This is a genomic window from Roseateles sp. Mitsp63 (assembly GCF_059491535.1).
Genome location: NZ_CP168509.1, coordinates 1,834,120 through 1,860,449 on the forward strand (window position 1 = coordinate 1,834,120; position 26,330 = coordinate 1,860,449).

Sequence of the window (26,330 nt, forward strand, 5' to 3'; positions counted from 1 at the left end):
CGATTGAGTGGCGGCCTCCGAGGTTCGAGGCAAAGGTCTCCCAGTCCGGGCCATGGCCCTCGCGAACGCGCCGCTCGAAGATGCGGACCTCGCGCCGATGTCTGGCGCAGGAGGGCATCCGATGGCAGTGATGTTGAAAGAGGCGGAGCCGTCCGCCGATGCGCCGGCTGGGCCGCAGGACAAGCGGCCGCTGGCCCCGCCGTTCGACGTGGTGACCTATGCGGGACCGGTCACGATGGAAGGATACGAGCGCCTGAGCGGGCTGCTGGAAAGCGGCAGAGCAAGCCAGCAGGTGCTTGTCGTCCTGGAAACATCTGGCGGAGACCCGCACGCGGCCTTCAGGATCGCACGCGCCCTTGGGTTTCACTACCAGCGGGTGGAAGTGCTGGTTCCGCGTTGCTGCAAGAGCGCGGGGACGCTGATCGTGCTTGGAGCATCCGTGCTGCACATGGACGATCGCGGCGAGCTCGGCCCGCTCGATATGCAGGTCCCTCGGGCCCATGAATTCTCCAATCGCGGTTCCGCGCTCGAATTCAGCGGAGTGCTGGACGTTCTGCTGCCTTATCAACTGCGGACCTTGGAAGCATCGATGCAGGAATTGACCGCGCAGGGTTTGTCCGCCGACGTGGCCGCCAATGCTGCGTCCCTCCTGGTTGGGCGAATGTTCCAGCCGATCGTCGCGCAGGTGGAGCCGCACCGTCTTGTGGAAATGACACGGGCCATGGCCATCGCCGAGGCCTACGGCGACCGGCTCGCCTCGCGGGGCGGCAATATCGACTCCAGGGGCGTGCGAGTGCTGGCGCGCAGGTATCCGTCCCACGGATTTGCGATCGATCGGAAGGAGGCGCGACTGTTGTTCCGTGACGTCCGCATGCCTGAGGGCATGGTGGCTGCCGTGGCTCGGCGTTGTCGCGACTGGCCATCGTCGATGGGAAGGGGCCGAAAAGCCGTCATCGACATCAATCCGTTTTCTTTCACTCTTGAGGAGTTGACGCATGGACTCGACGTCATTGATTCCCGACTTCGGACTCGGCAGGGAACTGCTGGATCAAGCCATCCGGAGGATGTATCCCGGCCTGTTCGACATGGACCAGAGGCCGGCTGCGGAACGGATGGCGGAGGAGGTCAAGCTGGAGGCGACCGACCCAAAGGGCCGCGGACCAGCGGTCATTGACTGATCTGCGGGCGATTTCTGCTGGCAATCCGTGCACCGTCCGGAAAGACCCCGACCACCCGCTGACCACCGCCTGCCTACACTCGGCCGACATTCACAGAGTCGTTGGGAGACCGGGATGACGCGCATGCTCATGCTGCTGGCGCTGTGCGCCGGCGTGGTCGCCGGGGCGGTCGGCACGGCGTCGACCGCCGCGGCGCAGACGCTGCGATGGGCCAGCCAGGGCGATGCCCAGACCATGGACCCGCACTCGCAGAACGAGAGCCTCACCAACGGCATGAACTCGCAGGTCTACGAGCGCCTCACCGCCCGCGACCGGCAGCTCAACATCGTGCCGGGTCTTGCCACCGAATGGACCCAGGTCGGCCCCCTGGTCTGGCGCTTCAAGCTCCGCCCCAACGTGAAGTTCCACGATGGCTCGGCCTTCACCGCCGATGACGTCGTCTTCTCGCTCCAGCGCGCGAAGGCGCCGAGCTCGCAGATCGCCGTCTATGCCAACGCGATCGGCACCGCGCGCAAGATCGACGAACTCACCGTCGAGATCACCCAGCCGCGCTTCAATCCGATCTTCCTGCAGCACCTGGACCTGCTCTTCATCATGAGCAAGTCCTGGAGCGAGCAGCACAAGGTCACGCGCCCGCTCAGCTTCAAGGACAACGAGGAGAGCTTCGCCAGCTTCAATGCCAATGGCACCGGCCCCTACCTGCTGAGCAGCCGCCAGCCCGGCATCCGCACCGTCTACAAACGCAACCCGAACTGGTGGGGCCGCTTCGAGGGCAATGTGCAGGAGGTCCAGTTCACCCCGATCTCCAACGACGCGACCCGGCTCGCCGCGCTGGTCTCCGGCGAGGTGGACCTGCTGCTCGATCCGTCGCCGCGCGATGTGCCCCGGCTGCGCGCGACGCCCGGCGTGCAGGTCATCGACGGGTTGGAGAACCGGTTGATCTTCGTCGGCATGGATCAGGCGCGCGACACGCTGGTCTACGGACGGGCACCCGGCGGCAGGAACCCGTTCCAGGACCTGCGCGTGCGCCGCGCGATGTATCAGGCCATCGACATCGATGCGATCCACAAGCGGCTGATGAATGGCCTGTCGCAGCCCACCGGCGGGCTGACGCCGTCGCCGCTGGGCGCCTACGGCGATCCCGCGCTGGAAACCCGGCTGCCGTTCGACCTGGCCGCGGCCCGCAAGGGGATGGCGGACGCGGGCTACGCCGATGGCTTCGAGGTGACGCTGGACTGCCCCAACAACCGCTACATCAACGACGAGCGCATCTGCCTGGCGCTCGCGTCGATGTGGGCACAGATCAACGTGAAGGTGAAGGTCAACGCGATGCCGCGCGTCCTCTACTTTCCGAAGCTGGAGCGCTATGAGACCAGCCTCTACCTGATGGGCTGGGGCGGCGCGATCACCGACGCCGAAACCATCCTGACGCCGGTCTATCGCAGCGAGGACAGAGCGTCGGGCGCCGGCTACTACAACTACGGACGCTCGAAGGATCCGAAGTTCGACCAGCTCGCGGCCGCGTCGTCGAGCGAGGCTGATCCCGTGAAGCGCGAGCAGTTGATCAAGGCCGCGCTGCAGGAATACCGTGAGCAGCTGCACGTGCTGCCGCTGCACCGCCAGGCATCGCCGTGGGCGACCCGCCAGGGCGTGAAGGCCGTGCACCGCGCGGACAACTGGCTGGACTACGCCTGGGTCACGCTGCCGAAGTGAGGGGGCTCGGGCACGGATGCGCCTAACATCCGCCGCCATGACCGCGTTGACGAGCCCGCCCCCCAACCTTCCGACTCCCGATGAGGCCCTGCCCGCCAAGGACTGGCTGGCCCGGCTGCGTGCCGATTACCGCGTGGACCACGGGCGCTGCGTCGTCAGCCATGCGCACGAGGGGCCGCTGCGGCTGCTGAAGAGCCTCTATCCGGAAGGGGACGCGATCTGCCACAGCGTGCTGGTGCATCCGCCCAGCGGGCTGGTTGGCGGCGACACGCTGGACGTCGGCCTCACGGTGGGCGAGGGCGCCCATGCGTTGATCACGACGCCCGGCGCGACGCGCTTCTACCGCAGCGCGGCGGGCGCGGTCGCCACGCAGCGCGTGCAGGCCTCGCTCGGCGACGGCGCGCGGCTCGAGTGGCTGCCGCTCGAGGCGATCGCCTACCCGGGCTGCCGGGCGCTCAATGAAGCGCGCTTCACGCTCGCGCCGTCGGCGGAGCTGCTGGCCTGGGACATCACGGCGCTGGGGCTGCCCGGCGCGGGTCAGCCCTTCGCGACGGGCTGCTTCGAGCAGCACCTCGAGATCCCGGGACGATGGCTGGAACGCGGCCGGCTTGACGCGTCGGATGCGCTGCTGATGGACGGCGCGCTGGGCCTGGCCGGACATCGCTGCGTGGGCACGCTGGTCTTCGCGGCCGGCGCCGCGATCGGGCGGGAGCGCCGCGAACGCGCGCTGGACGCGGTCCGCGCGCTGATCGAGGCCGACCCGCTGCGTCTGGACGCCGGCGCGACGGCGGCCCAGGACGGCGTGCTGGTGCTGCGGGTGCTGGGGCCGGTCGTCGAGCCGGTGTCGCTGCTGCTGCGCCGCTGCTGGGCCGAATGGCGTCAGGTCTTGTGGGGGCTGGAAGGCAGCTCGCCGCGGCTCTGGGCGATGTAGCCGGACTCTCGGCGAAGACGCGCCGGCGCGTTGCCGTGCCCGCCCCGCGCTCGCGGCATCCCTCAGAGAGGGGACGGCCCTTCTTGCCGATGTGGCAACGATGTCTCAACGATGTAGCCAGCGCCCCGGCGCAGCGCTTAGCATGGCCTTTCCACATCCGGTCTCCAGGGAGGTGATCGAATGGCTTCACGTACCGCCTCGTGCAGTTGCGGCCAATTGAAGATCGTGGTGCAGGGAGAACCGCTAGGAACCGGCCTCTGCCATTGCCTGTCGTGCCAGCGCCGTACCGGCAGCGTGTTCGCGGCGCTCGCCGCCTTCGCCGAACCCTATGAGGTCATCGGCATCGCCACCGAGTTCGTCCGTGCCGGCGACCAGGGCGCGCGCTTCCGCTTCCACTTCTGCCCGGTCTGCGGCACCAGCCTCTTCCACACGGAAGAGGGGGTCGAAGGCTCGGTGGGGGTGGCGGTGGGGGGATTCGCGGATCCGACCTTCCCGCCGCCGCAGGACTCGGTCTACACCTGCCGGATGCACGGCTGGGTCAGATTGCCGGACGAGGTCCGGACCTACGACCGCGATCCGATGTAGCGCCCTCCACCCGCAGCCACCAGTCACCAGCCACCGCCACCCCTCGTCGCAGCGAACTCCCTCGCCCCCCGCGAGGGGGGAGAGGGCAGGGGAGAGGGGGTGCTTCGAAGGGCAGCAGCGGTGTGGCACGAGCCCCCTCTCCCCTCCCTCTCCCCGCTGGGGCGAGGGGGTTAAGAAGGGGAATGCGTGCTCAAGCCGCCAGTCGCAGTGCCGGCCGCGCCTCCTGCGCCGCGGGCCGCTGCGGGCGCGCCAGCATCAGCAGATGGCCCGGCTCGCTCAGGAAGCGCATGCGCTCGGCGTTGGACAGTCCGTCCAGCGCGCCCGGCTGTGCCGCCAGCTGCCGCAGCCGGCGGCCGCGCACCTGCGCACGCACGCCGTGGCCCAGGTCGCGGCGGCCCATCGCCTCGGCCGCGAGCGCCGTCAGGCGGCGGCTGGCCAGCAACTCGCTGAAGCCGGGGAGGTGGCGCTCCTGGCGGCCATAGGCCCAGGCGTTGCTCAGCACCGTCGGGGTCTGGCTTTCCTCGGGAATGACCAGCAGTCCCGCCCGGCGCATCTTCTCGCCCAGACGCGAGCGGCTCGACAGCACCGTGATCGGCGCGGCCAGCAGCAGCGGCAGCGCGATCGGCGCGACCCAGATCAGCGTCGACGGGCTCAGCGCGCCGATCGCCGCGGCCAGCACCGCCGTGATCGCGCTGATGCGGCCATAGGCGGCGAGGGCTTCACGCCAGGACACGTCCTCGGCGGCCCGCGGCGGGGACTTCCAGTCCAGCGAGATCCCCGTCAGCGCCACCACGCAGAAGATCGAATGCGCCACCATCCGCAGCGGCGCCTGCAGCAGCGACATGCCGGCCTCGGTGGCGCAGGAGGCCACCAGCTTCAGCGAACCGCCGTACTGCGACTGCTCGCCGCGCAGGATCAGCGCGGCCACCGACAGCAGGCGCGGCAGCACCAGCATGCCGATCGTGCCCAGCCACAGCGCGGCCACGCCCGGGGCCAGCGAGCCGTCCTCCATGAACGGGCGGAAGCTCTGGCTGCCGCCGACGTTCCACAGCAGCACGCCCAGGCCGACGTAGAGCAGCCACAGCGGCGCGGCCAGGTAGGACAGCGCCCCCGTGACCAGCATCGCGCGGTGCACGCCGTGCAGACCGGGCTCGGCGATCAGGCCGGCGTTCTGGATGTTGCCCTGGCACCAGCGGCGGTCGCGCTGCAGCTCGGCCAGCAGATGCGGCGGCTGCTGTTCATACGAGCCCGGCAGGTCCGCCACCAGCCACACCTGGTAGCCGGCGCGGCGCATCAGCGCGGCCTCGACGAAGTCGTGCGACATGATCTCCTTGCCGCGCAGCGGGGCCAGGGCGCAGTGCTTCATGAAGGGCTCGACGCGGATGATCGCGTTGTGGCCCCAGTAGTGCGCCTCGCCCAGCTGCCAGAACTGCATGCCGGCGGCGAACAGGCGGCCCGTCACGCGGCTCGCGAACTGCTGGGCGCGGGCGTGCGGCGTGTCGTGGCCGCAGACCTGGTTGGCGGCCTGCAGGATGCCGGCGCGCGGATGCTTCTCCATCAGGCGCACCAGGCCCAGCAGGCAGTCGCCGCTCATGACGCTGTCGGCGTCCAGCACCACCATGTAGCGGTAGTTGCGGCCCCAGCGGCGGCAGAAGTCGGCCACGTTGCCGGCCTTCTTCTTCACCCGGCGCTGGCGCCAGCGGTAGTGGATGCGGCCGCGGCCGGCGAACTGCGCGCGCAGCTCGGCCCAGGCGGCCAGCTCCTGCGTGCGGCATTCCGGATCGGAGCTGTCGGACAGGATGTAGATGTCGAACAGCCGCAGCGCGCCGGCCGCCGCGAGCGACTCGCAGCTGGCGCGCAGCCCGGCGAAGACGGTGGGGACGTCCTCGTTGCAGATCGGCATGACCAGCGCGGTGCGCGCGTCGGCGCCCAGCGGCTCGTTGCCGGCGTCCTTGATCGAGATGGCGTGGCGGTCACCGCGCAGCATCACCCAGAAGCCCATCACCGCGGTGACGCAGCCGGCGCTGACCCAGGCGAACAGCAGCGCGAACAGCGCCAGGTGCACGCACTGCAGCGCGAAGGCCCAGGGGTTGTCGGCCCAGCCGTTGTGGGTCTGCCAGAGCACGCCGGTGGCCAGCGCGGTGGCCGCGGCGATCGAGAGCTTGAGCGCATTGCGCCGGTTGCGCGCCGCGGTTTCCCAGGGCTGGGGCGGCTCGGACGCGGGCAGCGGCTCGACGGGCGGGGTGCGCAGGCCCCAGGGGCGGGGCACCATCGCGCCGCGCTTGATGGCGGGCGCGCTCGGGCCCACCGGACCCGGCGTGGACGCGGCCGGGTGCAGCGCGCTGGCGTGGAAGGATTCAGTCATCTCGGGCTCCTTCACTGGGGAGGAAGAATCAGGCTCCAGGTCTCCGTGAGGACCTGCTGCTTCGTCTGGAGGAAGCCGCGCAGCTCGGTCGACTGCCCGGGGCGGAGTTGCTTGATGCGCACGGCCATGCGCCAGCCGCCGGTCACCGGATTCGGATAGGCGTTGACCTCGGTGACCTCGCCGTTGGCGTTGGTGCTGGCGACGGCCTTGACCTCGGTGCCGGGCTGCAGCGCGGCGAGGGAGGGCCCCTCGAAATCGACGATGAACTGCTGCTCGTTCTTGTCCAGCTTGGCGTAGCTGTAGCCGGTGCGGGTCTGCACCGCCCAGGCGCCTGGCGGGCGCTGCTGCTGCTCGCCCTGCAGGTGCAGGCGGTAGGCGTAGTCCAGCGGCTCGCCCGGTGCCGGCTGCTTTGCCGGGACCCAGTAGGCGACGATGTTGTCGTGGGTCTCGTCGGGCGTGTGCAGCGACATCAGCTCCACGCGGCCCGGGCCCCAGTCGCTGGTGGGCTCGACCCAGGCGGAGGGACGCATTTCGTAGCGGGCCTCGGTGTCCTCGTAGCTGGCGAAGCGGCGGTCGCGCTGCATCAGGCCGAAGCCCTTCACGCCGGGCAGCGTGAACGAGGTGGTCAGCGTGCCATTCGGATTGATCAGCGGGCGCCAGATCCATTCGCCGCTGCTGCTGGCCACCATCAGGCCGTCGCTGTCATGGACCTCGGGCCGGAAGTCGCCCTTCTGCGGCTGGTTCTCGCCGAACAGGTACATCGAGGTCAGCGGCGCCAGCGCCAGCGTCGCGACCGGCGCGCGCAGAAACAGCCGCGCGCGGGTCTCGACCACGGTCTCGGCGCCGGGCTTGATGACGAAGGTGTAGGCGCCCGACGCGCGCTGCGAGTCCATCAGCGCATGCACCGTCAGCGTGGTGGCCTTGGGGTCGGGGCGCTCGATCCAGAACTCGCTGAAGCGCGGGAATTCCTCGCCCTTGCCGCCGACCGTGTCGATCGCCAGGCCCCGGGCCGACAGGCCGTAATGCTGGTTGCCGCCGAGCACGCGGAAGTAGCTCGCGCCCAGGAAGACGGCCAACTCGTCCTTGTACTTGTCGTTGTTGAGGTGGTAATGCGCGCGGAAGCCGGCGAAGCCGACATCGCCCCACTTCTGCGGCGACAGCTGGCTGTTCTTGCCGTAGTCGAAGTCCTCGCGCCGGAAGGGGACAGGCCGGGCCTGGCCGCCGACGATCTCGTTGATGCGCACGGCCTGGGTCTGGTAGTGGCCCAGGTGGAAGAACATCAGCTCGAAGGGGAGCTGCTGGTCGCGCCACAGCGCGCGGGCCGGCTTGAACCGGATGTCGCGCATCTGGTCGTAGTTGAGGTTCTTCAACTCGGCCGGCAGCGTGTCCGGCGGCGCGGCATAGGGCTTGGCGGCGAGCGCCTTGGCGCGCTCGGCGATCTCGTCGAAGCCGAAGGCGTGCGCCGAGGCCGCGGCGGCCAGCAGCGCGGCGCCGGTGGCCAGGGCCATGAACGATCCGATCCACCGACGCGGGTCGGCCGTGCGGCGGACGCTGGCCGCCGGAGATCGTGCCTGGAAGGAGGGGGTGTGAATAGTTCGCATGTGACCGGTCCTTTTGCAAGGCCCGTGCCATATGCGATTTCCCAGTCAAATCAAGGACTTGCGTCCTTTGTGCGGTGCCGCACAGCGTCATTTCTGTCGCCGGCTGGCGACGCGTCCGGCGTCATTTGCCGCAAGTCATTGATTTGCAACGACTTTTCTTGTCGCTAATCGGCGACAGGCCCGTCGGCGCGGAACATCGACGGCTCCAGTCCGTTGCGCTGCAGCAAGCGGTAGAACTCGGTCCGGTTGCGGTCGGCAAGCCGGGCGGCATCGGCGACGTTGCCGTCGGTGAGCTTGAGCAGGCCGACCAGGTACTCGCGCTCGAAGCGCTGTCGCGCTTCCGCGTAAGGAAGTACTTCGACGCTGGGCGAGCGCAGCGCGCGCTGCACCAGCGCCAGCGGAATCAGCGGCGAGGTGGCCAGCGCGCTGACCTGTTCGACGACGTTGTGCAGCTGGCGGACGTTGCCGGGCCAGGTCGCCATCGACAGCGCCTTCAGCGCGTCGGGCGCGAAGCCGTTCAGGCGCTTGTCGTACTTGAGCGCGAGCCGCTGCAGGAAGTGCTGCGCCAGCAGCGGGATGTCCTCGCGGCGCTCGGCCAGGCTGGGCAGGGTCAGGCTGACGACGTTGAGGCGGTAGTAGAGGTCCTCGCGGAACTGGCCCTCGGCCAGCGCGGCCTCCAGGTCGCGGTGGGTCGCGGAGAGGATGCGCACGTCGATGGGCACCGCCTGGCTGGCGCCGACCGGGCGCACCTGATGCTCCTGCAGCACGCGCAGCAGCTTGACCTGCAGCGGCAGCGGCATGTCGCCGATCTCGTCGAGCAGCAGCGTGCCGCCGTCGGCGGTCTGGAACAGGCCGCGGTGGTTCGCCAGCGCGCCGGTGAAGGCGCCCTTGACGTGGCCGAACAGCTCGGATTCGAGCAGCGGCTCCGGGATCGCGCCGCAGTTGACCGCGACGAAGGGCCGGCCGGCGCGCGGGCTGGCGGCGTGGATGGCGCGCGCCAGCAGCTCCTTGCCGGTGCCGCTTTCGCCGCGGATCAGCACCGGCGCCTGCGAGGCCGCGACCAGGCGGGCCTCGGCCAGCACCTCGGCCATGACGTTGGAGCGGCTGACGATGGATTCGCGCCAGGCTTGGTCGGTGCTGTCGTCCTGGCGCGCGGCGGTGAGGGTCAGGGCTTGCGCGATGGTCTCGAGCAGCGCGCGGCCGTCGAAGGGCTTGGTCAGGTAGGTGTAGACGCCCTGCGCGGTGGCGGCGACGGCGTCCGGGATGGTGCCGTGCGCGGTCAGCAGGATCACCGGCAGCGCCGGATGGCGCTCACGGATCACGTTGAACAGCGCCAGACCGTCCATGCCGGGCAACTGGACGTCGCTGAGCACCAGGGCGGGCCGCTGCACGTCGAGCTGCGCGAGCGCCGCTTCGGCGCTGGCGACGGCGGTGACCTCGTAGCCGGCGGCCTCGAGCCGCATCGAGAGCAGTTTCAGCAGGTCGGCGTCGTCGTCGACGATGAGAAGGCGGGCACCTCCGCTCATGTGAGCCCCTCGTCCACGTGCCGTGGCCGGTCCCCCGAGGGGACGTGAGCTTGCTTGGGGCGGCCCTGCGCGGCGCTCATGGTTTATCCAAAGCCGAGCGCGGTCCGCCGAGGCTGCGTTCGATCGCCTTCAGCGCCTCGAGCTTGCGATTGGCGTCGTCGAGGCGGCGCTGCAGGTCGTCTCGGGCCTGGCGGGTCTTGTCGAGCTCGGTCTCCATGCGGCGCTGCTCGGCGACGCGGTCGACCAGCAGCTGCGCCATCGGGCGCCATTCATTGGCCTCGGGCCGGGTGTCGCGCAGCACCTGGTCGAGCAGGGTCTGGGCGCGGAAGGTGTCGCCGTTGTTGTGGCTGAACATGAGCGCCAGCGCCAGCTGCACCGCGTTGCCCGGGGGCAGGGCGCCGTCGTCGCGCGGCGCGACTTCCTGGGCGAGCTCGAGCGGGCTGAGCTGGCGGATGCGGTCGTTGGCGTTCAGGACGATGCGCGCGGCGTTGTCGGTGGGCGCGACGACCGGCACCTGCACCGGCACCTCGACGCGGACTTCCTTGACGATGACCTTGGGGGGCTGCTGCGCGCAGCCGGTGGCGAGCAGGACCGTGAGCAGGACCGGGGCTGGGATCAGGCGTCGGCGGACTTCGGGGACCGGGGCGTGTGGGCGCATGGCAGCGTGACTCTGAAATGGGCGCCCTGGGTGGCGGGCAGCAGGTCGATGTGACCGCCGTGGGCGGCGATGTATTCCTTGACGATGGACAAGCCGATGCCGGTGCCCTTGAGGGCGTCGTCGGGCTGGCGTTCGCCGCGGTAGAAGGGCTCGAAGATGCGGGCCTGGTCCGCCGGCGCGACGCCCGGGCCGTCGTCGCGCAGGTCGATGATGAGCTGGCCGTCCTGGCGCGCGAGCGTGATGTCGACGCGGCCGCCGGGCGGGGCGAAGCGTATCGCATTGGAGAGCAGGTTGCCGAGCGCGGCCGCGATCTTGGCCGGGTCGACATCGGCCTCGAGCGGTCCGCCGGACAGGGTAACCCGCAATCCGCGTGCCTGCCATTGCAGGCGCTGGTGGTCGATGGTGCCCTGGATCAGGGACACGAGCTCGGTGCGGCGGGGCTTGAGGTCGCGGGCCTCGAAGGCGGCGGCGTTGAAGCGCAGCAGGTCCTCGATCTGGCGCTGCAGGACGGCGGTGTTGTCGCGCAGGATGCGGGCGACCTCCTTCTGCTTGCCGTTGAGCGGGCCGGCGACCTCGTCCTCCAGCAGCGCGGTGCCTTCGCGCAGCGCGGCCAGCGGGGTCTTGAGCTCATGGGAGACGTGGCGCAGGAAGCGCGCCTTGTCGGCGTCGAGCTCGGCCAGCCGCAGCCGCAGCCAGTCCAGGCGCTGGCCGATGGAGCGCAGGTCGGCGGGGCCGGGGATCTCGATGCGGTCGTCCAGGCGGTTCTCGCCCAGGCCGGCGATGGCGCGCTCCAGGCGCCGCAGCGGCCGGGTCAGGAAGATGCCGAAGACCAGCGACAGCAGCGCGGCGATCGCGATCGCGCCCAGCACCTGCTGGCCGAGCAGCACGCGGCCGTTCTCGAGCTTGTCCTGCAGCACGCGGTTGCTGGTCTCGGCGTGGCGGCGGACCTCCTCGGCGAGCGTGCCGGTCTGGGCGCCGAGCTCGCGGAAGCGGCCCAGCAGGTCGGTCTCGCGCTTGCGGGCGCTGACGGGGTTGGGCGCGCGCGGCGTGTCCATCAGCGCGCGGACCTCGGCCAGCCGGGTCTTCCAGGCGTCCAGCGGCGGGGCGGGGAGGCCCTGCGCGCGCAGCTGGGCGATCAGGCGCTCGGCGTCGTCGGCGTCCTCCTCGAAGCGCTGGCGCAGCGCGTGGTCCTCGAGCACGGCGTACTGGCGGGCGGCGCGCTCCATGCTGACGCCGCGATCGCCGAGCTGCTGGACCTCGCTGCTCATGCGGGCGGCGCGCACGACGGCCTCGCGGCTCTGCACGGTCAGGCGCTCGAGCGTCAGCAGCCCGCCCAGCGAGGCGGCCGCGAGCAGGCCGGCGATCGACAGGAAGCCGATCAGCAGCATCTGGCGGAAGGAGATGCGGTTCAACATCGGGCGGCATGTTAGCCGCGGGCCGATCCCGGCGATGGACGGGCCGGCCGCGGATACGGACGGATACTCGCGGCGCCATGAACCTGCATCGCGTCGATCTCGTTTCGCTGTCCCTGTTCAGCCTGGTGGCGCGCACGGGCAGCATCAGCAAGGGGGCCGGGCTGGCGGCGCTGGCGGTCGGCGCGGCGAGCAAGCGCCTGAGCGACCTGGAGCGCTCGCTGGGCACGGCGCTGCTGGAGCGGCATTCGCGCGGCGTGACGCTGACGGAAGCGGGGCTGGCGCTGCAGCGGCATGCGCAGCGCATCCTCAGCGATGTCGACCAGATGGCGGCGGACCTGTCCGATTACGCGGCCGGGCTGACGGGGGTGGTGCGGCTGTGGGCCAACACCTCGGCGGTGACGCAGTTCCTGCCGGGGCAGGTGTCGGATTTCGTGCGCGAGAACCCGCGCATCCGGATCGAGCTGGAGGAGGCCGACAGCCACGAGATCGTCGTCGCGGTGCTGGATGGGCGGGCGGATCTGGGCATCTTCGCGGACCGTACGCCGGCGCTGGGGCTGCATGCGCTGACGTACCGGCGTGACCGGCTGGTGCTGGTGGCGCCGGCCGGGCATCCGCTGGCGCGGCGCAAGGCGGTGAAGTGGGAGCAGGCGGTGGAGTTCGACTTCGTGACGCTGGCCAAGGCGACCTCGCTGCACAAGCGGCTGGAGACGGAGACGGAGAAGCTGGGACGCCGGCTCAAGAACCGGATCCAGGTGCGGAGCTTCGATGCGATGTGCCGGATGGTGGCGGCGGGGATGGGGATCGCGGTGCTGCCGGACGTGGCGGTGGAGCCGCTGCTCAAGCCGCTGAACCTGCGCCGCATCGCGCTGGACGCGCCGTGGGCGGACCGGACGCTGCTGATCGGCGTGCGCGACCTGGATGCGCTGCCGCGGCATGTGCGGGTGTTCATCGACCATCTGTGTTCGTGAGGCCCTCACCCCCGCCCTCTCCCCGCGGGGGCGAGGGTGTAGGAACGAGCGAGCGCTGCCGGCAAGAACTCCCTCGCCCCCCGCGAGGGGGGAGAGGGCAGGGGAGAGGGGGGTGCTTCGAAGGGGCAGCAGCGCTGTGGCACAAGCCCCCTCTCCCCTCCCTCTCCCCGCTGGGGCGAGGGGGTTTACTGCGCCGCCCGGCTCTTCTTCCCCCTCGGCCGCTTGCGGGAGCGGTGAGGGCCGTCGGCGGTGGAAGTGCCACCCCTCGCGGGTGAACCCTTCCCCGCTTTCGCGAACGGTGAAAGCAGTCCCCGCCACTCCCGCATTCCGCTTTCGCCGCGCGCTTCCCAGAATCCGTCCCCAACAAGGAGACCTTCACCATGGAAGCTGCGCAAGGACTGCAGGCGCTGCAAGGACTGCGCGTCGTCGAGATGGGCCAGCTGATCGCCGGCCCTTTCGCCGGCAAGACGCTGGGCGACTTCGGCGCGGACGTGATCAAGATCGAGGCCCCGGGCAGCGGCGACCCGCTGCGCAACTGGCGGATGCTCCAGGACGGCACCTCGGTGTGGTGGCAGGTCCAGTCGCGCAACAAGCGCTCGATCGCGCTGGACCTGCGCCAGCGGGAGGGCCAGGACATCGCCCGCGCGCTGATCGCCGAAGCCGACGTGCTGGTCGAGAACTTCCGCCCCGGCACGCTCGAGGCCTGGGGCATGTCCTACGAGGAACTCTCCAGGACCAACCCCGGCCTGATCATGCTGCGCATCAGCGGCTACGGCCAGACCGGCCCGTACCGCGACCTGCCGGGCTTCGGCATGATCGGCGAGGCCATGGGCGGCCTGCGCCACCTCACCGGCGAGCCCGGCCGCGTGCCGGTGCGCTGCGGCATCTCGATCGGTGACACGCTGGCTGCGCTGCACGGCACGATCGGCGTGCTGACCGCGCTCTATCACCGCGAGGTCAACGGCGGCCGCGGCCAGGTCATCGACGTCGCGCTGACCGAGGCCGTGCTCAACGTGATGGAAAGCCTGATCCCCGAGTACAGCGCCTTCGGCGCCGTGCGCGGCCCGGCCGGGTCGGCGCTGCCAGGCATCGCGCCCTCCAACGCCTATCCCTGCGCCGACGGCGTCGTGCTGATCGCCGGCAATGGCGATTCCATCTTCAAGCGGCTGATGCAGGTGATCGGCCGCGACGACCTCGCGGGCGATGCGTCGCTCGCCGACAACGCCGGCCGCGTGGCGCGCGTCGAGGAGATCGATGCCGCCATCGGCGCCTGGTCCGCCGCGCGCGGCGTCGAGCAGGTGCTCGCGCTGCTGGCCGAGGCCAGCGTGCCGGCCGGCCGCGTCTACACCGCCAAGGACATCGTCGAGGACCCGCACTTCCGCGCCCGCGACATGATCCTGCGGCAGCACACCCGCGACGGGCATGAGCTCGAGGTGCCCGGCATCGTTCCCAAGCTGATGGGCACGCCCGGCGCGGTACGCCGCGCCGCGCCCCGGCTGGGCGGCGACACCGACGAGGTGCTGCGCGAGATCGGCCTGACCGCCGCGCAGATCGCCGCGTTGCGCGAACGCAAGATCGTTTCCTGAGGTCCGCGATGACTGCTTCCCTCTCTCCCCCTGCCGCGCCCGAGGTCTGGAACGGCGCCGGCCGCCGCGTCTTCCTGCAGGACGTCGGCACCCGCGACGGCCTGCAGGCCGAGACCGCGTTCGTGCCCACCGTCGAGAAGATCGCGCTGGTCGATGCCCTGTCCGAGGCCGGGCTCGCCAAGATCGAGGTCACCGCCTTCGTCTCGCCGAAGGCGATCCCGGTGCTCGCCGATGCCTCGGAGGTGATGCGCGGCATCGCCCGCAAGCCGGGTGTCGTCTACACCGTGCTGGTGCCCAACGCGCGCGGCGCCGAGCGCGCCATCGAGGCGCGCGCCGGCGAACTCAACCTCGTCATGTCCGCGAGCGAGAGTCACAACCTCGCCAACCTGCGCATGACGCGCGCCCAGTCCTTCACCGGGCTGGTGGAAGTGGCCGCGATGGCGCGCGGCGCCAGCACGGCCGTGAACGTGTCGCTGTCGTGTGCCTTCGGCTGCCCGATGGAAGGGGATGTTCCGCCCGCCACCGTGCTGGACTGGTGCGCCCGCTTCCTTGGCGAGCTCGGCGCGCGCGGCGTGACGCTGTGCGACACCACCGGCATGGCCTATCCGACGCAGGTCGCCGCGCTGGTGCGCGCCTTCCGCGCGCGCTGGCCGGCGGCCGAGCTGACGCTGCACTTCCACAACACGCGCGGCATGGGCCTGGCCAACGTGATCGCCGCGATCGACGCCGGCGCGGACCGTTTCGATGCGTCGCTGGGCGGGCTGGGCGGCTGCCCCTACGCGCCCGGCGCGACGGGCAATGTCTGCACCGAGGAGATCGCCCATGCGCTGCAGTGCATGGGCTATGACACCGGCGTGGACCTGGCGCGCCTGATCGCCGCCGCCAAGCGCCTGCCCGCGCTGATCGGCCACGCGGTGCCGAGCCAGATCGTCAGCGCCGGCCGGCGGCTCGACCTGCATCCGAAACCGCGCGACTTCGACGCCATCCGCGAGCGCGCGCTGGCGCGCGAGACCTGATTCCCCGTTCCCCCGTTCCCCGTTCCCTCACCCACGACAACGCCGCCTCCTCCAGCGGCCAGGAGACAGACATGACCCACCTTCGCCGCCGCCTCGCCGCGGCTGCCGCGGCCGCCGCATGGACGGCCGGCGCCCTGGGCGCGCTCGCGCCGATGACGGCGCGGGCCCAGACACCGTATCCGGGCAAGCCGGTGACGATGATCGTCGGCGCCGCGCCCGGCGGCACCACCGACATCGCCGCGCGCATGCTGGCCGAGCCGCTGGGCAAGGCGCTCGGACAGACGGTGGTGGTGGACAACCGCTCCGGCGCGAGCGGCGCGCTGGCGGCGGCGGCGGTCAAGCGCGCGGAGCCGGACGGCTACACGATCCTGATGCAGTACTCCGGCTATCACGTGATCACGCCGCACATCCAGAAGGCGGCCTGGGATCCGAAGGACCTGAGGCCGGTGGCCAACGTGCTGACCGCGCCGCAGCTGATCGTCGTGCGCGAGGGCGTGCCCGCGAAGACCACGGCCGAGCTGATCGCCTATGCGAAGAAGAATCCCGGCAAGCTGTCGTTCGCGTCCTCGGGCAATGGCTCGCTGCAGCACGTCACCGGCGTGATGCTGGAGCAGCAGGCCGGGATCCAGATGATTCACGTCCCCTACAAGGGCACGGGGCCGGCGCTGCAGGACCTGCTGGGCGGCCAGGTCGACCTGACCTTCGGCACGCCGCCGCCGTTCATGCCCTTCATCGCGTCGGGCAAGCTGCGCGCGATCGCGGTCACCGGCAAGGAGCGCTTGAGTTCGCTGCCGGACGTGCCGACGGCGGCGCAGGCCGGCCTTCCCCATCTCGACGCGGGGTCGTGGTTCGCGGTGTTCGCGCCGGCCAGGACGCCGCAGGCGGTCGTCGACCGCCTGACCGGCGAGATCCAGAAGATCATGGCCACGCCCGAGTTCCGGAGGAAGGCGGCCGAGCTCGGCGCCAGCGCGGACTACATGGACCCGCGCCAGCTGCAGGCCCACAGCGACGCGGAGTTCGTGCGCTGGGGCAAGGTCATCTCGGCGGCGAAGATCCAGGCGGATTGAGGCGCGGGCCCGCGGGCCGCGCCTTTCCCGTCCTCAGGTCGGCGCCGTCAGCGATGGCCAAGGCGACCGCACTTCCTGGGAGCCGAAGCTGGAGACGCCCGTGCCGGCACCATCCGACTGGCCGGCGAGCTCCTGCTTGAGCAGCGCGGCCAGCTTCTGGTTTGAGGCGGCTTCCGGGGCAGGGTCGATCGGGGCCGTGGGGGCTGGCGACTCGTTCACAGGCTCGGGCTTTGGCTCGTTCACGGGCTCGGGCTCGGGTTCTGGCTCGTTCACAGGTTCGGGCTCGTTCACGGAGTCGTCCCCGGATTCCGCGCTGCCGTCGCTGAAGCTGACGTCCAGCAGTTTCAGCTGCAGGGCCCGCTCCAGCGCCGGACGCAGCCCGGCGAGCAGGGCGCGCATGCGGACCGCCTCGGCCGCGTCGCCTTGCGGCTCCCGCAACTCGATCCGCTGCTCCGTGGCGGCCGCGTACAACGCCACCAGCCGCAGCAGGACCGGATCCGTGGCCTGCGCCGCGGTGGCGTCGCCGGGGTTGGCTTTCAGGCGGTCGGCGTGGATCGCCTCGAGCAGGCGCTTGAAGGTTTCGAGCACCTGCCAGAGTCGAGTGTCCAGCAGTCCCAACCGCGATTCGCCACCGCCGGAGATCACCGAGACGTACGGCCTCATTCGCCCTGGCACGAAGTCGCCCGGAGGGACGGCTCCTGGCCCGTCGACGGGATAGGGGGTACTCCACGCATAAGTGATGGCGTCGATCAGCCCGCCCGCCTCGCCCCGCGCCGCTGTGATGAATCGGCGCACGAAGTTCTTCGTCGCCTCGGACCGCTTATCGAGCCGGCCGTTGCACTGCTCGTCCACCCATCTCATGACCTGCGCTTCATAGGCCGGGGCAGACTGCTCATCGATCAGTGCTGGGGCGGTACCTTCGAACAATTCGTCGATGAGCATCGAGACACGCATGGTCGCGGGAAACCGGCCCTCACCATCGGGCGTGAGAAACGCTGTGCCGACCGGTATCAGCATCCGGCGGTGCAGATAATTCGCGATTCCGAGCGCCCCCGCCCGATGAGAGGATCCGTGTCCGACCATGAGATCGGTCGGTGATTGAACCTGAAGCTTGAACTTTCCGCCGTCAAGCGGTCCGGCAGAGCCGCTGTCGCTGATATCGATATCGATGAGATCTCCCTGCTTGCGTTCGAACATCTGACGCAACTGGGCCTCCGACACGCGCGCGGTGCGCCATGTGGCGTCCTTCTTCTGTCGAAGGAGCAACCGCGGCCTTTCAACGGAAGTCTCGGCATCGCTCCGGGAATCACCTTCCGCGAAGAATCCGGACAGACGTTGCTCACCCTGTCCCACCTTGCTGCGCACGATCAGATCCGAGCCGTCGCGGCTCAGTGTCATCTCGGTCCCTTGCAAAGCCAGCATCGGCGCGGCGACCTTGCGGTTGATCAGGAAGTCCACATACCGGCCGTCAACCCAGAGGGAGACGCTGGACCTCCGATATTCCTGCCGCACGCGGATCAGCGGCGTTCCGTCGGCGCCATCGTTGAAGATCAGCAGGTCGTCGCCGTCGAAAGCGGTCAGCAGATCCCGGGCCCGCTTGCCCCGAAGGTCGATCATGCGTCGCACGCCGGGGGCCTCGGGCAGGACGACGATCTCGGCGCAGGACCACGTGAGGGCCTGGGACAGATCCATCGATCGTCCTTTCCCCTGGACCTGGAGCTGCCGGATCGATCCCTGCGGCAGGTCGACTCCGAGCTTGCCCCGGTCCAGCACGAACGGAACCTCCTTCCCGCCACCGAGCGCGATCGACAGCAAGCCTTGCTCGCTCAACGTGGAGGATGTCGACGTGAAGTCCAGGAGCTTGAGCTCGTGCGCCTGCTCCAGCTTGGCGCGCAGATTGCTGATCAGGGCGCGCACGCGCACCGCATCGGCTGAGGCGCCTTGCGGTTCTTGAAGGTCGAGGCGCATGCCCGTGACCGAGGCGCGCATCGCCTCCAGCTTCAGGTACAGCGGGTCCATGGCTTGCGCCACTTCGCCGCTGCCGTGACCCTTCTTGAGGAGCTCGGCTTCAAGCGCGTCGTAGAAGTGCTTGACGACCTTCAGCATGACGTAGGCCGCCCCGTCCGCCTTGGATACCTTCGCCCCGCCTTCGGCTGGGATCAGGCGGATGTAGGGGCCGAGTCGGTCTGGTACCCAATCACTCGATTCAACGGGCAATGAATCGTCGTGAACGAAGGAGCTGTGCTCTCCGGAGACAAGGGCATCGGTCAGTGCAACAGGCCCGAAGATCCAATGCGCGCTCGCTATCCTGACGAGCGAGCGGGAGACGGCGCGCATCGAAAATGGGTTGGTGGCGAACTCCGTCAACCATCCGATGACCTGCTCGCGTAACGTGAACAGGAAGTCGTCCTGGAGCAGCGGGGACTCCGTGGAATCCCACAGCTGAGCGCTCAGGATGGAGACTCGCAGCGTGCCTGGCAGGCGTGTGGTGTCCTCGGCCTTCCGCTCCGTGATCCTGGGAACGCCCCTGGTCATCGACACCGGAGCGTTCGGGATCGAGGCCCCCGCGCCCGGCCATGCGACCGCCGCGGACCGCTTCGCCCTGAGCCACGTGCTGCCCGCGCTGTCCCGTCTCTCCGACGCGGGGTTGATGCCCCCGCCGCTGGCGGCCGTGGACGCCAGGCGCGACCTCCGGGGCGACAGGCCTGTCGGCAGCGGACCGCGAACGGTCGCGGCCGGCGAGGTCCCGGCCTCATGGCGCGAGTCCGCGCCCGCGCGTCCCCCGCACGAGCACCAGGCACCGGCGCAGGCGCAAGAGACCCCGACGCGCCTGCAGGAGGAGAGATCGTCCGCCGATCCGGAGCCCTCTCGTCCGCGCCCCGGCCCGACGCCGCCACCGATCGATCCGGACCAGCCGCTGCGCCGCCTGGCGGCGCTCGAGGCCGACCTGCCCGGCCGGCCCCGGCGTCACCAGTTCCTGGATCGCGAGTCGGGCCTCATCGTGATCGAGTCGAAGCGGATCTGCTCGCGCACGTCGACGCGGACACGATCATCAAGCTGGACATCCTCGGACACGGCGGGCGCCTCGGGGAAACGGGCGTGACGGCCCTGTCCGGGTACTCCGCCGCCGACCTGGCGGCCCGGATCAATGCGGCTTTCCGCGCGCTGCTGCCTGACGCCACGATCTACCGCGTGGACCGCGGCACCTTGGTCGCCTGCGCGCTGGTGTCGCCGGTCTTCCCGACGGACTTCGCCGAGGCGTTCGTCCTGGCCGCCCATCACGCCGGCCTCCTCGAGCAGAACGCGCCCGTGACGGCCTATGCCGAACTGGTGCGGCTGCCCGGATTCCGTTCGAGGGAAACGGCGCCCTACCGCACCAGCCCGGATGCGGGGGCGCATCGCCCGGAGGTGACCTACATCTATCAGTTCGACGCGGCGGCCCAGCGCGTCACGCGACGGGACAAGTACCCCGCCATCGGCGCGCCGCAGGCGCTCGCGGGCCAAGGGCAGGACGCCGGCGCCGCGGCGCCCTTGCGCAAGGACGCGCAGGCCCCGGCCTCCGAGCCGGCGGACGACGGTCGGTGGCGGGCGCCGCTGAAGCAGCTCGACCGCAACGAGTTGAACCGCTTCGAGCCCCTCGCCGGGCAGCCTTACCGCGACCTCGACACCCGCCCCGTGCAAGGCCGCCTCAAGCTGGTCGCCGACGCGCTCGAGCGGACGCACCCCGCCCTGGCCCGGACGGCGCCATCGAGCGACGTTCCCGCCGGCCAGGCGGAGGCCGCGCTGTGGAATCTCCTGGCGATGGACACGCGGGTGTCGCCGACCGCCACGCCCGAGCAGGTCAAGCGCTCCGCGCAGCAGTTGCTCGGCAAGACGCTGACCACGAAGACCTACACGGACGTCGAGAAATCCTTCAAGCAGGCCGGAGCGGGGATCACCGGGGCGCTCGCGCGGCTGAGCACCCGGGAGCTCTTCCTGTATTACCGCGCGGTCACGCAGACCTTCGACACGGCGGGGGCGCACGACGTCGTGAAAGTGCGGGGCGACCTGCCCGGCTGGTATCCCGCGGGGCCGTGGGCCGATCCCCGCGACGAAGGCGGGCTGACCTACGCCAAGCCGCTGCGAAGGGGCGATGCCGCCTTCCTGGCGGCCATGCAGGGCGCGGTGAAGCAGGTGGCCGCCTCCCTCGGGAAAGCCGAGCCGGCGCGGGTCGCGCTGGCGCGCGCGTATGAGCAGCTGTTCAGTTCCGTCAGCCGCCGGACATCGTCGGGAAGATGGTCCACAGCCCCACCATCTCCGCAGGGATGGAGCAGATCGAGCGTCTGGCCCGACGAGGCCTGACAAGCGCAAAGGAGCTCCAGCAATGGCTGGAGACCGCTTCATGCATCCGCGCCATGGCCACCCGCCGCGGATCGCGGCGGCCGAGATCGGAGGCGGCCAGCGCATCGACGGCATCGGCGTGAGCCATCAGGAAGGCCAATTCGGGGGTGCGCAGAAACTTGTGATGGCGGAGATCGCCGTCGCCGCGGGGATCACGCCCTCCGCCCGTCACGTACCAGCCTGGCAAGTCGCCGCGCAGTTGCCGGACGTCGTTCCTGCCCGCGGCTTCGAAGGTGCGGACGATCTCCCGATAGAGGCCGTACACCGTCTGCGGATCGAGCCGTCCGACGGCGGCAATCAATTCCGCCGCGGCCCTTTCGAGCCTGATCCGGACGTCAGCGGTGCCGCCCAGTTCCGGCTTGGCGGCCAATCGCCGCCTCGCGGAGAGGCTGGCCTCGGCCGGCGTGGCGCCCGGCGCCACGCCGGTGTCGTTGGCCAGCAGATGCAGCAGGGAGGCGGTCGGTCCGTCCGCGGGGATGATGTCCCGCGGCCTCTCCAGGGCGATCGCCGGGCGGCCTTGCTGGAGCGCCTCCGCGACCAGCTTGAGCCGGCCCTGGGCGGGCCTGGCATCGCTCGCGCTGGCGGGATCCGTGTCAGGCGCGGAGATGACGCCCGTGATGCGATCGTGACGGTCGACCCGCCGCAGCGGCGGGACCCATGACGGGATGTCCGGGGAAGCCGGAGCCGGGACGGAGGCGGTGGACGGTGCGCTGGGCTGCTTGGCGGAAGACGGGAAGACAGGCATGGGGTGCGCGTGGCAACAGGTTGTCGGAAGTCACGTGAGTGGTGAACATCCGGCAACGGCACCCGGCGACACCCTCGGATGCCACGTGCCGCCCTTCCCGTTTTTCCGTCGCTCAGATCGCGACCAATCCCCGTACCTGCGCCGACTGCATGTCGCTGTTGTCCCCGCGCGCGATGACGCTGCCGCGCTCGAGCACGAGGAAGTCATCCGCCAACCCCGCGGCGAAGTCGTAATACTGTTCGCACAGCAGGATCGCGACCGGATGGCCGTCCAGGCCCTCGTCGGCGAGCCGCCGGATCACGCGGCCGATGTCCTTGATGATGCTGGGCTGGATGCCTTCGGTCGGCTCGTCCAGGATCAGCAGGCGCGGCGATGCCGCCAGCGCCCGCGCGATCGCGAGCTGCTGCTGCTGGCCGCCCGAGAGGTCGCCGCCGCGGCGCCGGAGCATCTGCCGCAGCACCGGGAAGAGCTCGTACAGCGGCTCGGGCACCGGCGTGCGGCCCGGCTTGCCGGCCAGGCCCATGCGCAGGTTCTCCTCGACGGTCAGCCGCGCGAAGATCTCGCGCCCCTGGGGCACGTAGCCGATGCCCGCCCGCGCGCGCTGGTACGGCGTCGCGCGGCTGATGTCGGCGCCCGCCAGCGTCACGCGGCCCGAGCGGATCGGCACCAGCCCCATCAGGCTCTTGAGCAGGCTGGTCTTGCCGACGCCGTTGCGGCCCAGCAGCACGGTGACGCGCCCCGGCGTCGCGCTGACCGACACGCCGCGCAGGATGTGCGAGCCGCCGTAGTACTGGTGCAGGTCGACCGCCTCCAGCATCGGCGCGGGGGCGGGGACCGTGGCGGTCTCCGGGTGAAGTTCAACGTCCAAGGTACACCTCGATCACGCGTTCATCGGCCTGCACCTGCGCCAGCGTGCCCTCGGCCAGCACCGCGCCCTCGGCGAGCACGGTGACCTTCTCCGCGATGCGGCCGACGAAGCCCATGTCGTGCTCGACCACGACCAGGCTGTGCCGGCCCTTGAGCGTCAGGAAGAGCTCGGCGGTGCGCTCGGTCTCCTGGTCGGTCATGCCGGCCACCGGCTCGTCGAGCAGCAGCAGCTGCGGGTCCTGCACCAGCAGCATGCCGATCTCCAGCCATTGCTTCTGGCCGTGGCTGAGCAGGCCGGCGGCGCGATTCATCCGGTCCTGCAGGCGGATCAGCGTCAGCACCTCCGCCAGCCGGTCGCGCTGCGCGCCGCTCAGCGTGCCCCACAGCGAGGCCCGCAGCGCGCGCGATCCCTGCAGCGCGAGCTCCAGGTTCTCGTAGACGCTGAGCGCCTCGAAGACGGTCGGGCGCTGGAACTTGCGGCCGATGCCGAGCTGGGCGATCTCGGCCTCGCCGTGGCGCAGCAGGTCGATGGTGCCGCCGAAGAAGACGGTGCCGCGATCGGGCCGCGTCTTGCCGGTGATGATGTCCATCATCGTGGTCTTGCCCGCGCCGTTGGGGCCGATGATGCATCGCAGCTCGCCGGGCGCGATGTCGATCGACAGGCCGTTGATCGCGCGGAAGCCGTCGAAGCTGACGTGCACGTCCTCCAGGTACAGGATGCGGCCGTGCGCCAGGTCCAGCCGGCCCGGCGTCACCACGCGGCCGTAGCCGGGGCCGCTCGCGGCGCGCAGGCGCTCGCCGCCCTGGTCCATCAGGTCGGGACTCATGCCTGCTCCTGCGCGTCGGTGCCGGCGCCGCGGCGGCCGAGCCTGCGCTTGACCAGGCCCGCGATGCCGTCGGGCATGAACAGCGTGACCGCGACGAACAGCGCGCCCAGCAGGTAGAGCCAGTACTCGGGCGCGAACTGCGTCAGCCAGCTCTTCGCGCCGTTGACCGCGAAGGCGCCGGCGATCGGTCCCGCGAGCGTGCCGCGGCCGCCGACGGCGGCCCAGACGGCGATCTCGATCGAGCTCGCGACGCTCATCTCGCCGGGGTTGATGATGCCCACCTGCGGCACGTACAGCGCGCCGGCCAGGCCGCAGATCAGCGCCGACAGCACCCAGGCCGCGAGCTTGTAGGGCAGCGGCGGATAGCCGCAGAACATCAGCCGCGACTCGGCGTCGCGCACGGCGCTCAGCACGCGGCCGAAGCGGGCGCGGGTCAGCCAGCGCAGGCCCAGGTAGCAGCCGGCGAGCGCCAGCGCGCTCAGCACGAACAGCGCCATGCGCATGCCCGGCGTGGTGATGGGCAGGCCCAGCAGGCGCTTGAAGTCGGTGAAGCCGTTGTTGCCGCCGAAGCCGGTCTCATTGCGGAAGAACAGCAGCATCGCGGCGTAGGTCATCGCCTGCGTGATGATCGAGAAGTACACGCCCTTGATGCGCGAGCGGAACGCGAAGTAGCCGAACAGGAACGCCACGCCGCCGGGCACCAGCAGCACCAGCGCCAGCGTGGCGAGGAAGCTGTCGCTCAGGGCCCAGTGCCAGGGCAGCGTCTTCCAGTCGAGGAAGACCATGAAGTCCGGCAGCGCGCTGCGGTACTGGCCGTCGCTGCCGATCTGGCGCATCAGGTACATGCCCATCGTGTAGCCGCCGAGCGCGAAGTACAGCCCGTGGCCCAGCGACAGGATGCCGGCGAAGCCCCAGATCAGGTCCATCGCGAGCGCGCACATCGCGTAGCAGCAGAACTTGCCGAGCAGGCTGATCCAGTAGCCGTCCAGGTGCAGGGCACTGCCGGGCGGCACCAGCAGGTTGAGCGCCGGGATGAGCGCGCAGGAGACGGCCAGCGCGCCCAGCACCGCCAGCCAGCCGGCGCGGCCGAGCAGGGGAGGGCGCGCGGGCAGCTGCAGCGGCGGGGGCGGAGAAGGGGACATGGCGAGGACCTCGGGACCGGCGCGCATTCAGGACTCCTGGGCGCGGCCCTTGACCGCGAACAGGCCCTGGGGCCGCTTCTGGATGAAGACGATGATGAACAGCAGCACGGCGATCTTGGCGAGCACCGCGCCGACGACGCCTTCGAGCGCCTTGTTGGCCAGGCCCAGGCCGAGCGCCGCGAGCACGGTGCCGGCGAGCTGGCCGACGCCGCCGAGCACCACGACCATGAAGGCGTCGACGATGTAGCCCTGGCCGAGGTCGGGCCCGACGTTGCCGACCTGGCTGAGCGCGCAGCCGGCCAGGCCGGCCAGGCCCGAGCCGAGCGCGAAGGCGTAGGTGTCGACGCGGGCGGTGGGCACGCCCATGCAGGCGGCGATCGGGCGGTTCTGCGTGACGGCGCGCACGAACAGGCCGAGCCGCGTGCGCGCGATCAGCAGCGACATGCCGCCCAGCACGGCGAGCGCGAAGACGATGATCGCGAGCCGGTTGGCGGGCAGCGCCAGGCCGGGCAGCAAGGCGAGGGAGCCGCCCATCCACGAGGGGCTTTCGACCGCGACGTTCTGCGCGCCGAAGAGCGAGCGCACCGCCTGCATCAGCACCAGGCTCAGGCCCCAGGTGGCGAGCAGGGTCTCGAGCGGCCGGCCGTAGAGCCAGCGGATCACGGTGCGTTCCAGCGCGGCGCCGACCAGCGCGGCGGCGAGGAAGGAGGCGGGGATGGCGATCAGCAGGTAGGCGTCGAACCAGCCCGGCAGCCACTGGCGGAAGGCGAGCTGGACGAGGTAGGTGGCGTAGGCGCCGATCATCATCAGCTCGCCGTGGGCCATGTTGATGACGCCCATCAGGCCGTAGGTGATGGCCAGGCCCAGCGCGACCAGCAGCAGGATGCTGCCCAGGCTGATGCCGGTGAAGAGCGCGCCGAGGCGCTCGCCCCAGGCGAGCGTGTCCTCGACCGCGCGCAGCGAGCGCTGCAAGGCGCGCTTCACGGCCGGGTCCTGTTCATCGGCCAGGCGCTGGTTGAGGAGGAGCCGGGTCTCGGGGCTGTGCGATTCGCCGAGCTGCCGGGCGGCGTCGAGCCGCCTGGCCGGGTCGGGGCTGGCGGCCAGCGCGGCGGCGCGCGCGAGCTTGAGCGCGTCGAGGACGGCGCGGTCCTGTTCCTTGGCGATCGCGGTGTCGAGCAGCGCGACGCGGGCGTCGTCGCCGCCGCCGTCGAGCAGTGCCTTCGCGGCGGCGAGGCGCTCGGCCTTGTCCGCGCTGGACAGGCGCAGCGCGGCCAGCGCGCCGTCGAGCTCGCCGCGCAGGCGGTTGTTGAGCATCACATCCTCGAGCGAGGACTGGTGGTCCGGGGGCAGCGTCACCGCGGCGCCGGTCGCGGCGTCGACGAGGCCGGCATCGGTGGTGATCAGCACGCGATGGCCGGCGTCGAGCTTGAGGCGCTCATCGGCCATCGCCTGCAGCAGCGTGGCGGTGCGCGCGTCCGGCGCGGCGGCGAGCCTGCCGAGCGCGGCAATGCGATCGTCGGTTTCGCCCTGCGCGACGGAGAGCGCCTGCTGCTGCGTCAGCGCCTGCGCCGCCGGGGCGAACACCAGGATGGCCGCTGGCAGGCATGCGGCCAGCCAGCGAAGGATCAAGTTCATCGGGCGCTCCGATCAATGGACTGCGCGGACTGGGAAGGACGCCTGCCCTCGCCACGAACTCCCTCGCCCCCCGCGAGGGGGGAGAGGGCAGGGGAGAGGGGGTGCTTCGAAGGGCAGCAGCGCTG

At 70.6% G+C, this 26,330-nt stretch carries 21 protein-coding genes; 10 read left to right on the forward strand and 11 right to left on the reverse strand.

Translation table 11 applies throughout. The features are described 5' to 3' along the window. Positions 1-52 precede the first annotated feature (52 nt). The 4 genes from ACEN96_RS08050 to ACEN96_RS08065 all read left to right on the forward strand — a co-directional run bounded on the left by ACEN96_RS08050 (position 53) and on the right by ACEN96_RS08065 (position 4,407). Complete coding sequence (locus tag ACEN96_RS08050) at positions 53-1,174, forward strand: SDH family Clp fold serine proteinase (protein ID WP_495587507.1); 1,122 nt, start codon at positions 53-55, stop codon at positions 1,172-1,174. 118 nt (positions 1,175-1,292) lie between these two features. After that, positions 1,293-2,891, forward strand: coding sequence for an ABC transporter substrate-binding protein (locus tag ACEN96_RS08055; RefSeq protein ID WP_495587508.1), 1,599 nt, complete (start codon positions 1,293-1,295; stop codon positions 2,889-2,891). A gap of 37 nt (positions 2,892-2,928) precedes the next feature. After that, complete coding sequence (locus tag ACEN96_RS08060; RefSeq protein ID WP_495587509.1) at positions 2,929-3,822, forward strand: urease accessory protein UreD; 894 nt, start codon at positions 2,929-2,931, stop codon at positions 3,820-3,822. 180 nt (positions 3,823-4,002) lie between these two features. Next, complete coding sequence (locus ACEN96_RS08065) at positions 4,003-4,407, forward strand: GFA family protein (RefSeq protein ID WP_495587510.1); 405 nt, start codon at positions 4,003-4,005, stop codon at positions 4,405-4,407. A gap of 190 nt (positions 4,408-4,597) precedes the next feature. Here ACEN96_RS08065 and mdoH read toward each other — a convergent pair whose 3' ends face one another. The 5 genes from mdoH to ACEN96_RS08090 all read right to left on the reverse strand — a co-directional run bounded on the left by mdoH (position 4,598) and on the right by ACEN96_RS08090 (position 11,972). Beyond that, a complete protein-coding gene (gene mdoH / locus ACEN96_RS08070; protein ID WP_495587511.1) occupies positions 4,598-6,772 on the reverse strand; it encodes a glucans biosynthesis glucosyltransferase MdoH in 2,175 nt (724 codons plus the stop codon). Between the two features lie 11 nt (positions 6,773-6,783). Continuing rightward, positions 6,784-8,280 (reverse strand): OpgD/OpgG family glucan biosynthesis protein, encoded by a 1,497-nt coding sequence (locus ACEN96_RS08075; protein ID WP_495587512.1) that lies wholly within the window; start codon positions 8,278-8,280, stop codon positions 6,784-6,786. A gap of 257 nt (positions 8,281-8,537) precedes the next feature. Next, complete coding sequence (locus ACEN96_RS08080) at positions 8,538-9,899, reverse strand: sigma 54-interacting transcriptional regulator (protein WP_495587513.1); 1,362 nt, start codon at positions 9,897-9,899, stop codon at positions 8,538-8,540. A gap of 76 nt (positions 9,900-9,975) precedes the next feature. Then, complete coding sequence (locus ACEN96_RS08085) at positions 9,976-10,557, reverse strand: hypothetical protein (protein WP_495587514.1); 582 nt, start codon at positions 10,555-10,557, stop codon at positions 9,976-9,978. Further along, entirely contained in the window at positions 10,515-11,972 is a 1,458-nt protein-coding gene (locus ACEN96_RS08090) for a sensor histidine kinase (RefSeq protein WP_495587515.1), read from the reverse strand. Before ACEN96_RS08090 ends, ACEN96_RS08085 begins: the two co-directional genes overlap by 43 nt. Positions 11,973-12,049: 77 nt before the next feature. Here ACEN96_RS08090 and ACEN96_RS08095 point away from each other — a divergent pair, with 77 nt between their 5' ends. The 4 genes from ACEN96_RS08095 to ACEN96_RS08110 all read left to right on the forward strand — a co-directional run bounded on the left by ACEN96_RS08095 (position 12,050) and on the right by ACEN96_RS08110 (position 16,609). Next, complete coding sequence (locus tag ACEN96_RS08095; protein ID WP_495587516.1) at positions 12,050-12,940, forward strand: LysR substrate-binding domain-containing protein; 891 nt, start codon at positions 12,050-12,052, stop codon at positions 12,938-12,940. 380 nt (positions 12,941-13,320) lie between these two features. Beyond that, the gene (locus tag ACEN96_RS08100) at positions 13,321-14,526 is read left to right on the forward strand and encodes a CaiB/BaiF CoA transferase family protein (protein WP_495587517.1); all 1,206 of its coding nucleotides are present in this window, start codon (positions 13,321-13,323) and stop codon (positions 14,524-14,526) included. An 8-nt stretch (positions 14,527-14,534) separates the two neighbouring features. Continuing rightward, positions 14,535-15,542 (forward strand): hydroxymethylglutaryl-CoA lyase, encoded by a 1,008-nt coding sequence (locus ACEN96_RS08105; RefSeq protein ID WP_495587518.1) that lies wholly within the window; start codon positions 14,535-14,537, stop codon positions 15,540-15,542. 71 nt (positions 15,543-15,613) lie between these two features. Continuing rightward, positions 15,614-16,609: a Bug family tripartite tricarboxylate transporter substrate binding protein gene (locus ACEN96_RS08110; protein ID WP_495587519.1), complete on the forward strand. Its 996-nt coding sequence runs from the start codon at positions 15,614-15,616 to the stop codon at positions 16,607-16,609. A gap of 33 nt (positions 16,610-16,642) precedes the next feature. On the opposite strand, the gene ACEN96_RS08115 is transcribed toward ACEN96_RS08110, so the two are convergent. Continuing rightward, complete coding sequence (locus tag ACEN96_RS08115; RefSeq protein ID WP_495587520.1) at positions 16,643-18,976, reverse strand: hypothetical protein; 2,334 nt, start codon at positions 18,974-18,976, stop codon at positions 16,643-16,645. Between the two features lie 103 nt (positions 18,977-19,079). On the opposite strand from ACEN96_RS08115, the gene ACEN96_RS08120 reads away from it, so the two are divergent. Together ACEN96_RS08120 and ACEN96_RS08125 are read left to right on the forward strand one after the other, a co-directional pair. Beyond that, positions 19,080-19,712 (forward strand): hypothetical protein, encoded by a 633-nt coding sequence (locus tag ACEN96_RS08120; RefSeq protein WP_495587521.1) that lies wholly within the window; start codon positions 19,080-19,082, stop codon positions 19,710-19,712. After that, positions 19,709-20,950 carry a hypothetical protein gene (locus ACEN96_RS08125; RefSeq protein WP_495587522.1) on the forward strand — a complete coding sequence of 414 codons (1,242 nt, stop codon included), beginning with the start codon at positions 19,709-19,711 and terminating at the stop codon, positions 20,948-20,950. Before ACEN96_RS08120 ends, ACEN96_RS08125 begins: the two co-directional genes overlap by 4 nt. Here ACEN96_RS08125 and ACEN96_RS08130 read toward each other — a convergent pair. The 5 genes from ACEN96_RS08130 to urtB all read right to left on the reverse strand — a co-directional run bounded on the left by ACEN96_RS08130 (position 20,859) and on the right by urtB (position 26,205). Next, positions 20,859-21,734: a hypothetical protein gene (locus ACEN96_RS08130; RefSeq protein WP_495587523.1), complete on the reverse strand. Its 876-nt coding sequence runs from the start codon at positions 21,732-21,734 to the stop codon at positions 20,859-20,861. The genes ACEN96_RS08125 and ACEN96_RS08130 overlap by 92 nt on opposite strands. Before the next feature lie 112 nt (positions 21,735-21,846). Next, complete coding sequence (gene urtE, locus ACEN96_RS08135) at positions 21,847-22,551, reverse strand: urea ABC transporter ATP-binding subunit UrtE (RefSeq protein WP_495588578.1); 705 nt, start codon at positions 22,549-22,551, stop codon at positions 21,847-21,849. Between the two features lie 40 nt (positions 22,552-22,591). After that, positions 22,592-23,428 carry an urea ABC transporter ATP-binding protein UrtD gene (gene urtD / locus ACEN96_RS08140; protein WP_495587524.1) on the reverse strand — a complete coding sequence of 279 codons (837 nt, stop codon included), beginning with the start codon at positions 23,426-23,428 and terminating at the stop codon, positions 22,592-22,594. Then, on the reverse strand, positions 23,425-24,570 hold the full coding sequence (gene urtC, locus ACEN96_RS08145; protein WP_495587525.1) for an urea ABC transporter permease subunit UrtC: 1,146 nt from the start codon (positions 24,568-24,570) through the stop codon (positions 23,425-23,427). The genes urtD and urtC overlap by 4 nt, the downstream gene beginning before the upstream one ends. Positions 24,571-24,597: 27 nt before the next feature. Further along, entirely contained in the window at positions 24,598-26,205 is a 1,608-nt protein-coding gene (gene urtB / locus ACEN96_RS08150; RefSeq protein ID WP_495587526.1) for an urea ABC transporter permease subunit UrtB, read from the reverse strand. Positions 26,206-26,330 lie beyond the last annotated feature (125 nt).

Excerpts from the sequence above, each read along its gene's own strand:
- urtD (WP_495587524.1), bottom strand. The coding sequence starts at position 23,428 with ATGAGTCCCGACCTGATGGACCAGGGCGGCGAGCGCCTGCGCGCCGCG.
- ACEN96_RS08080 (WP_495587513.1), bottom strand. The coding sequence starts at position 9,899 with ATGAGCGGAGGTGCCCGCCTTCTCATCGTCGACGACGACGCCGACCTG.
- ACEN96_RS08110 (WP_495587519.1), top strand. The coding sequence starts at position 15,614 with ATGACCCACCTTCGCCGCCGCCTCGCCGCGGCTGCCGCGGCCGCCGCA.
- urtC (WP_495587525.1), bottom strand. The coding sequence starts at position 24,570 with ATGTCCCCTTCTCCGCCCCCGCCGCTGCAGCTGCCCGCGCGCCCTCCC.
- ACEN96_RS08075 (WP_495587512.1), bottom strand. The coding sequence starts at position 8,280 with ATGGCCCTGGCCACCGGCGCCGCGCTGCTGGCCGCCGCGGCCTCGGCG.
- ACEN96_RS08130 (WP_495587523.1), bottom strand. The coding sequence starts at position 21,734 with ATGCCTGTCTTCCCGTCTTCCGCCAAGCAGCCCAGCGCACCGTCCACC.
- ACEN96_RS08085 (WP_495587514.1), bottom strand. The coding sequence starts at position 10,557 with ATGCGCCCACACGCCCCGGTCCCCGAAGTCCGCCGACGCCTGATCCCA.
- ACEN96_RS08100 (WP_495587517.1), top strand. The coding sequence starts at position 13,321 with ATGGAAGCTGCGCAAGGACTGCAGGCGCTGCAAGGACTGCGCGTCGTC.
- ACEN96_RS08065 (WP_495587510.1), top strand. The coding sequence starts at position 4,003 with ATGGCTTCACGTACCGCCTCGTGCAGTTGCGGCCAATTGAAGATCGTG.
- ACEN96_RS08105 (WP_495587518.1), top strand. The coding sequence starts at position 14,535 with ATGACTGCTTCCCTCTCTCCCCCTGCCGCGCCCGAGGTCTGGAACGGC.
- ACEN96_RS08090 (WP_495587515.1), bottom strand. The coding sequence starts at position 11,972 with ATGTTGAACCGCATCTCCTTCCGCCAGATGCTGCTGATCGGCTTCCTG.
- ACEN96_RS08095 (WP_495587516.1), top strand. The coding sequence starts at position 12,050 with ATGAACCTGCATCGCGTCGATCTCGTTTCGCTGTCCCTGTTCAGCCTG.
- ACEN96_RS08055 (WP_495587508.1), top strand. The coding sequence starts at position 1,293 with ATGACGCGCATGCTCATGCTGCTGGCGCTGTGCGCCGGCGTGGTCGCC.
- mdoH (WP_495587511.1), bottom strand. The coding sequence starts at position 6,772 with ATGACTGAATCCTTCCACGCCAGCGCGCTGCACCCGGCCGCGTCCACG.
- urtE (WP_495588578.1), bottom strand. The coding sequence starts at position 22,551 with ATGCTGGAGGCGGTCGACCTGCACCAGTACTACGGCGGCTCGCACATC.
- urtB (WP_495587526.1), bottom strand. The coding sequence starts at position 26,205 with ATGAACTTGATCCTTCGCTGGCTGGCCGCATGCCTGCCAGCGGCCATC.
- ACEN96_RS08050 (WP_495587507.1), top strand. The coding sequence starts at position 53 with ATGGCCCTCGCGAACGCGCCGCTCGAAGATGCGGACCTCGCGCCGATG.
- ACEN96_RS08060 (WP_495587509.1), top strand. The coding sequence starts at position 2,929 with ATGACCGCGTTGACGAGCCCGCCCCCCAACCTTCCGACTCCCGATGAG.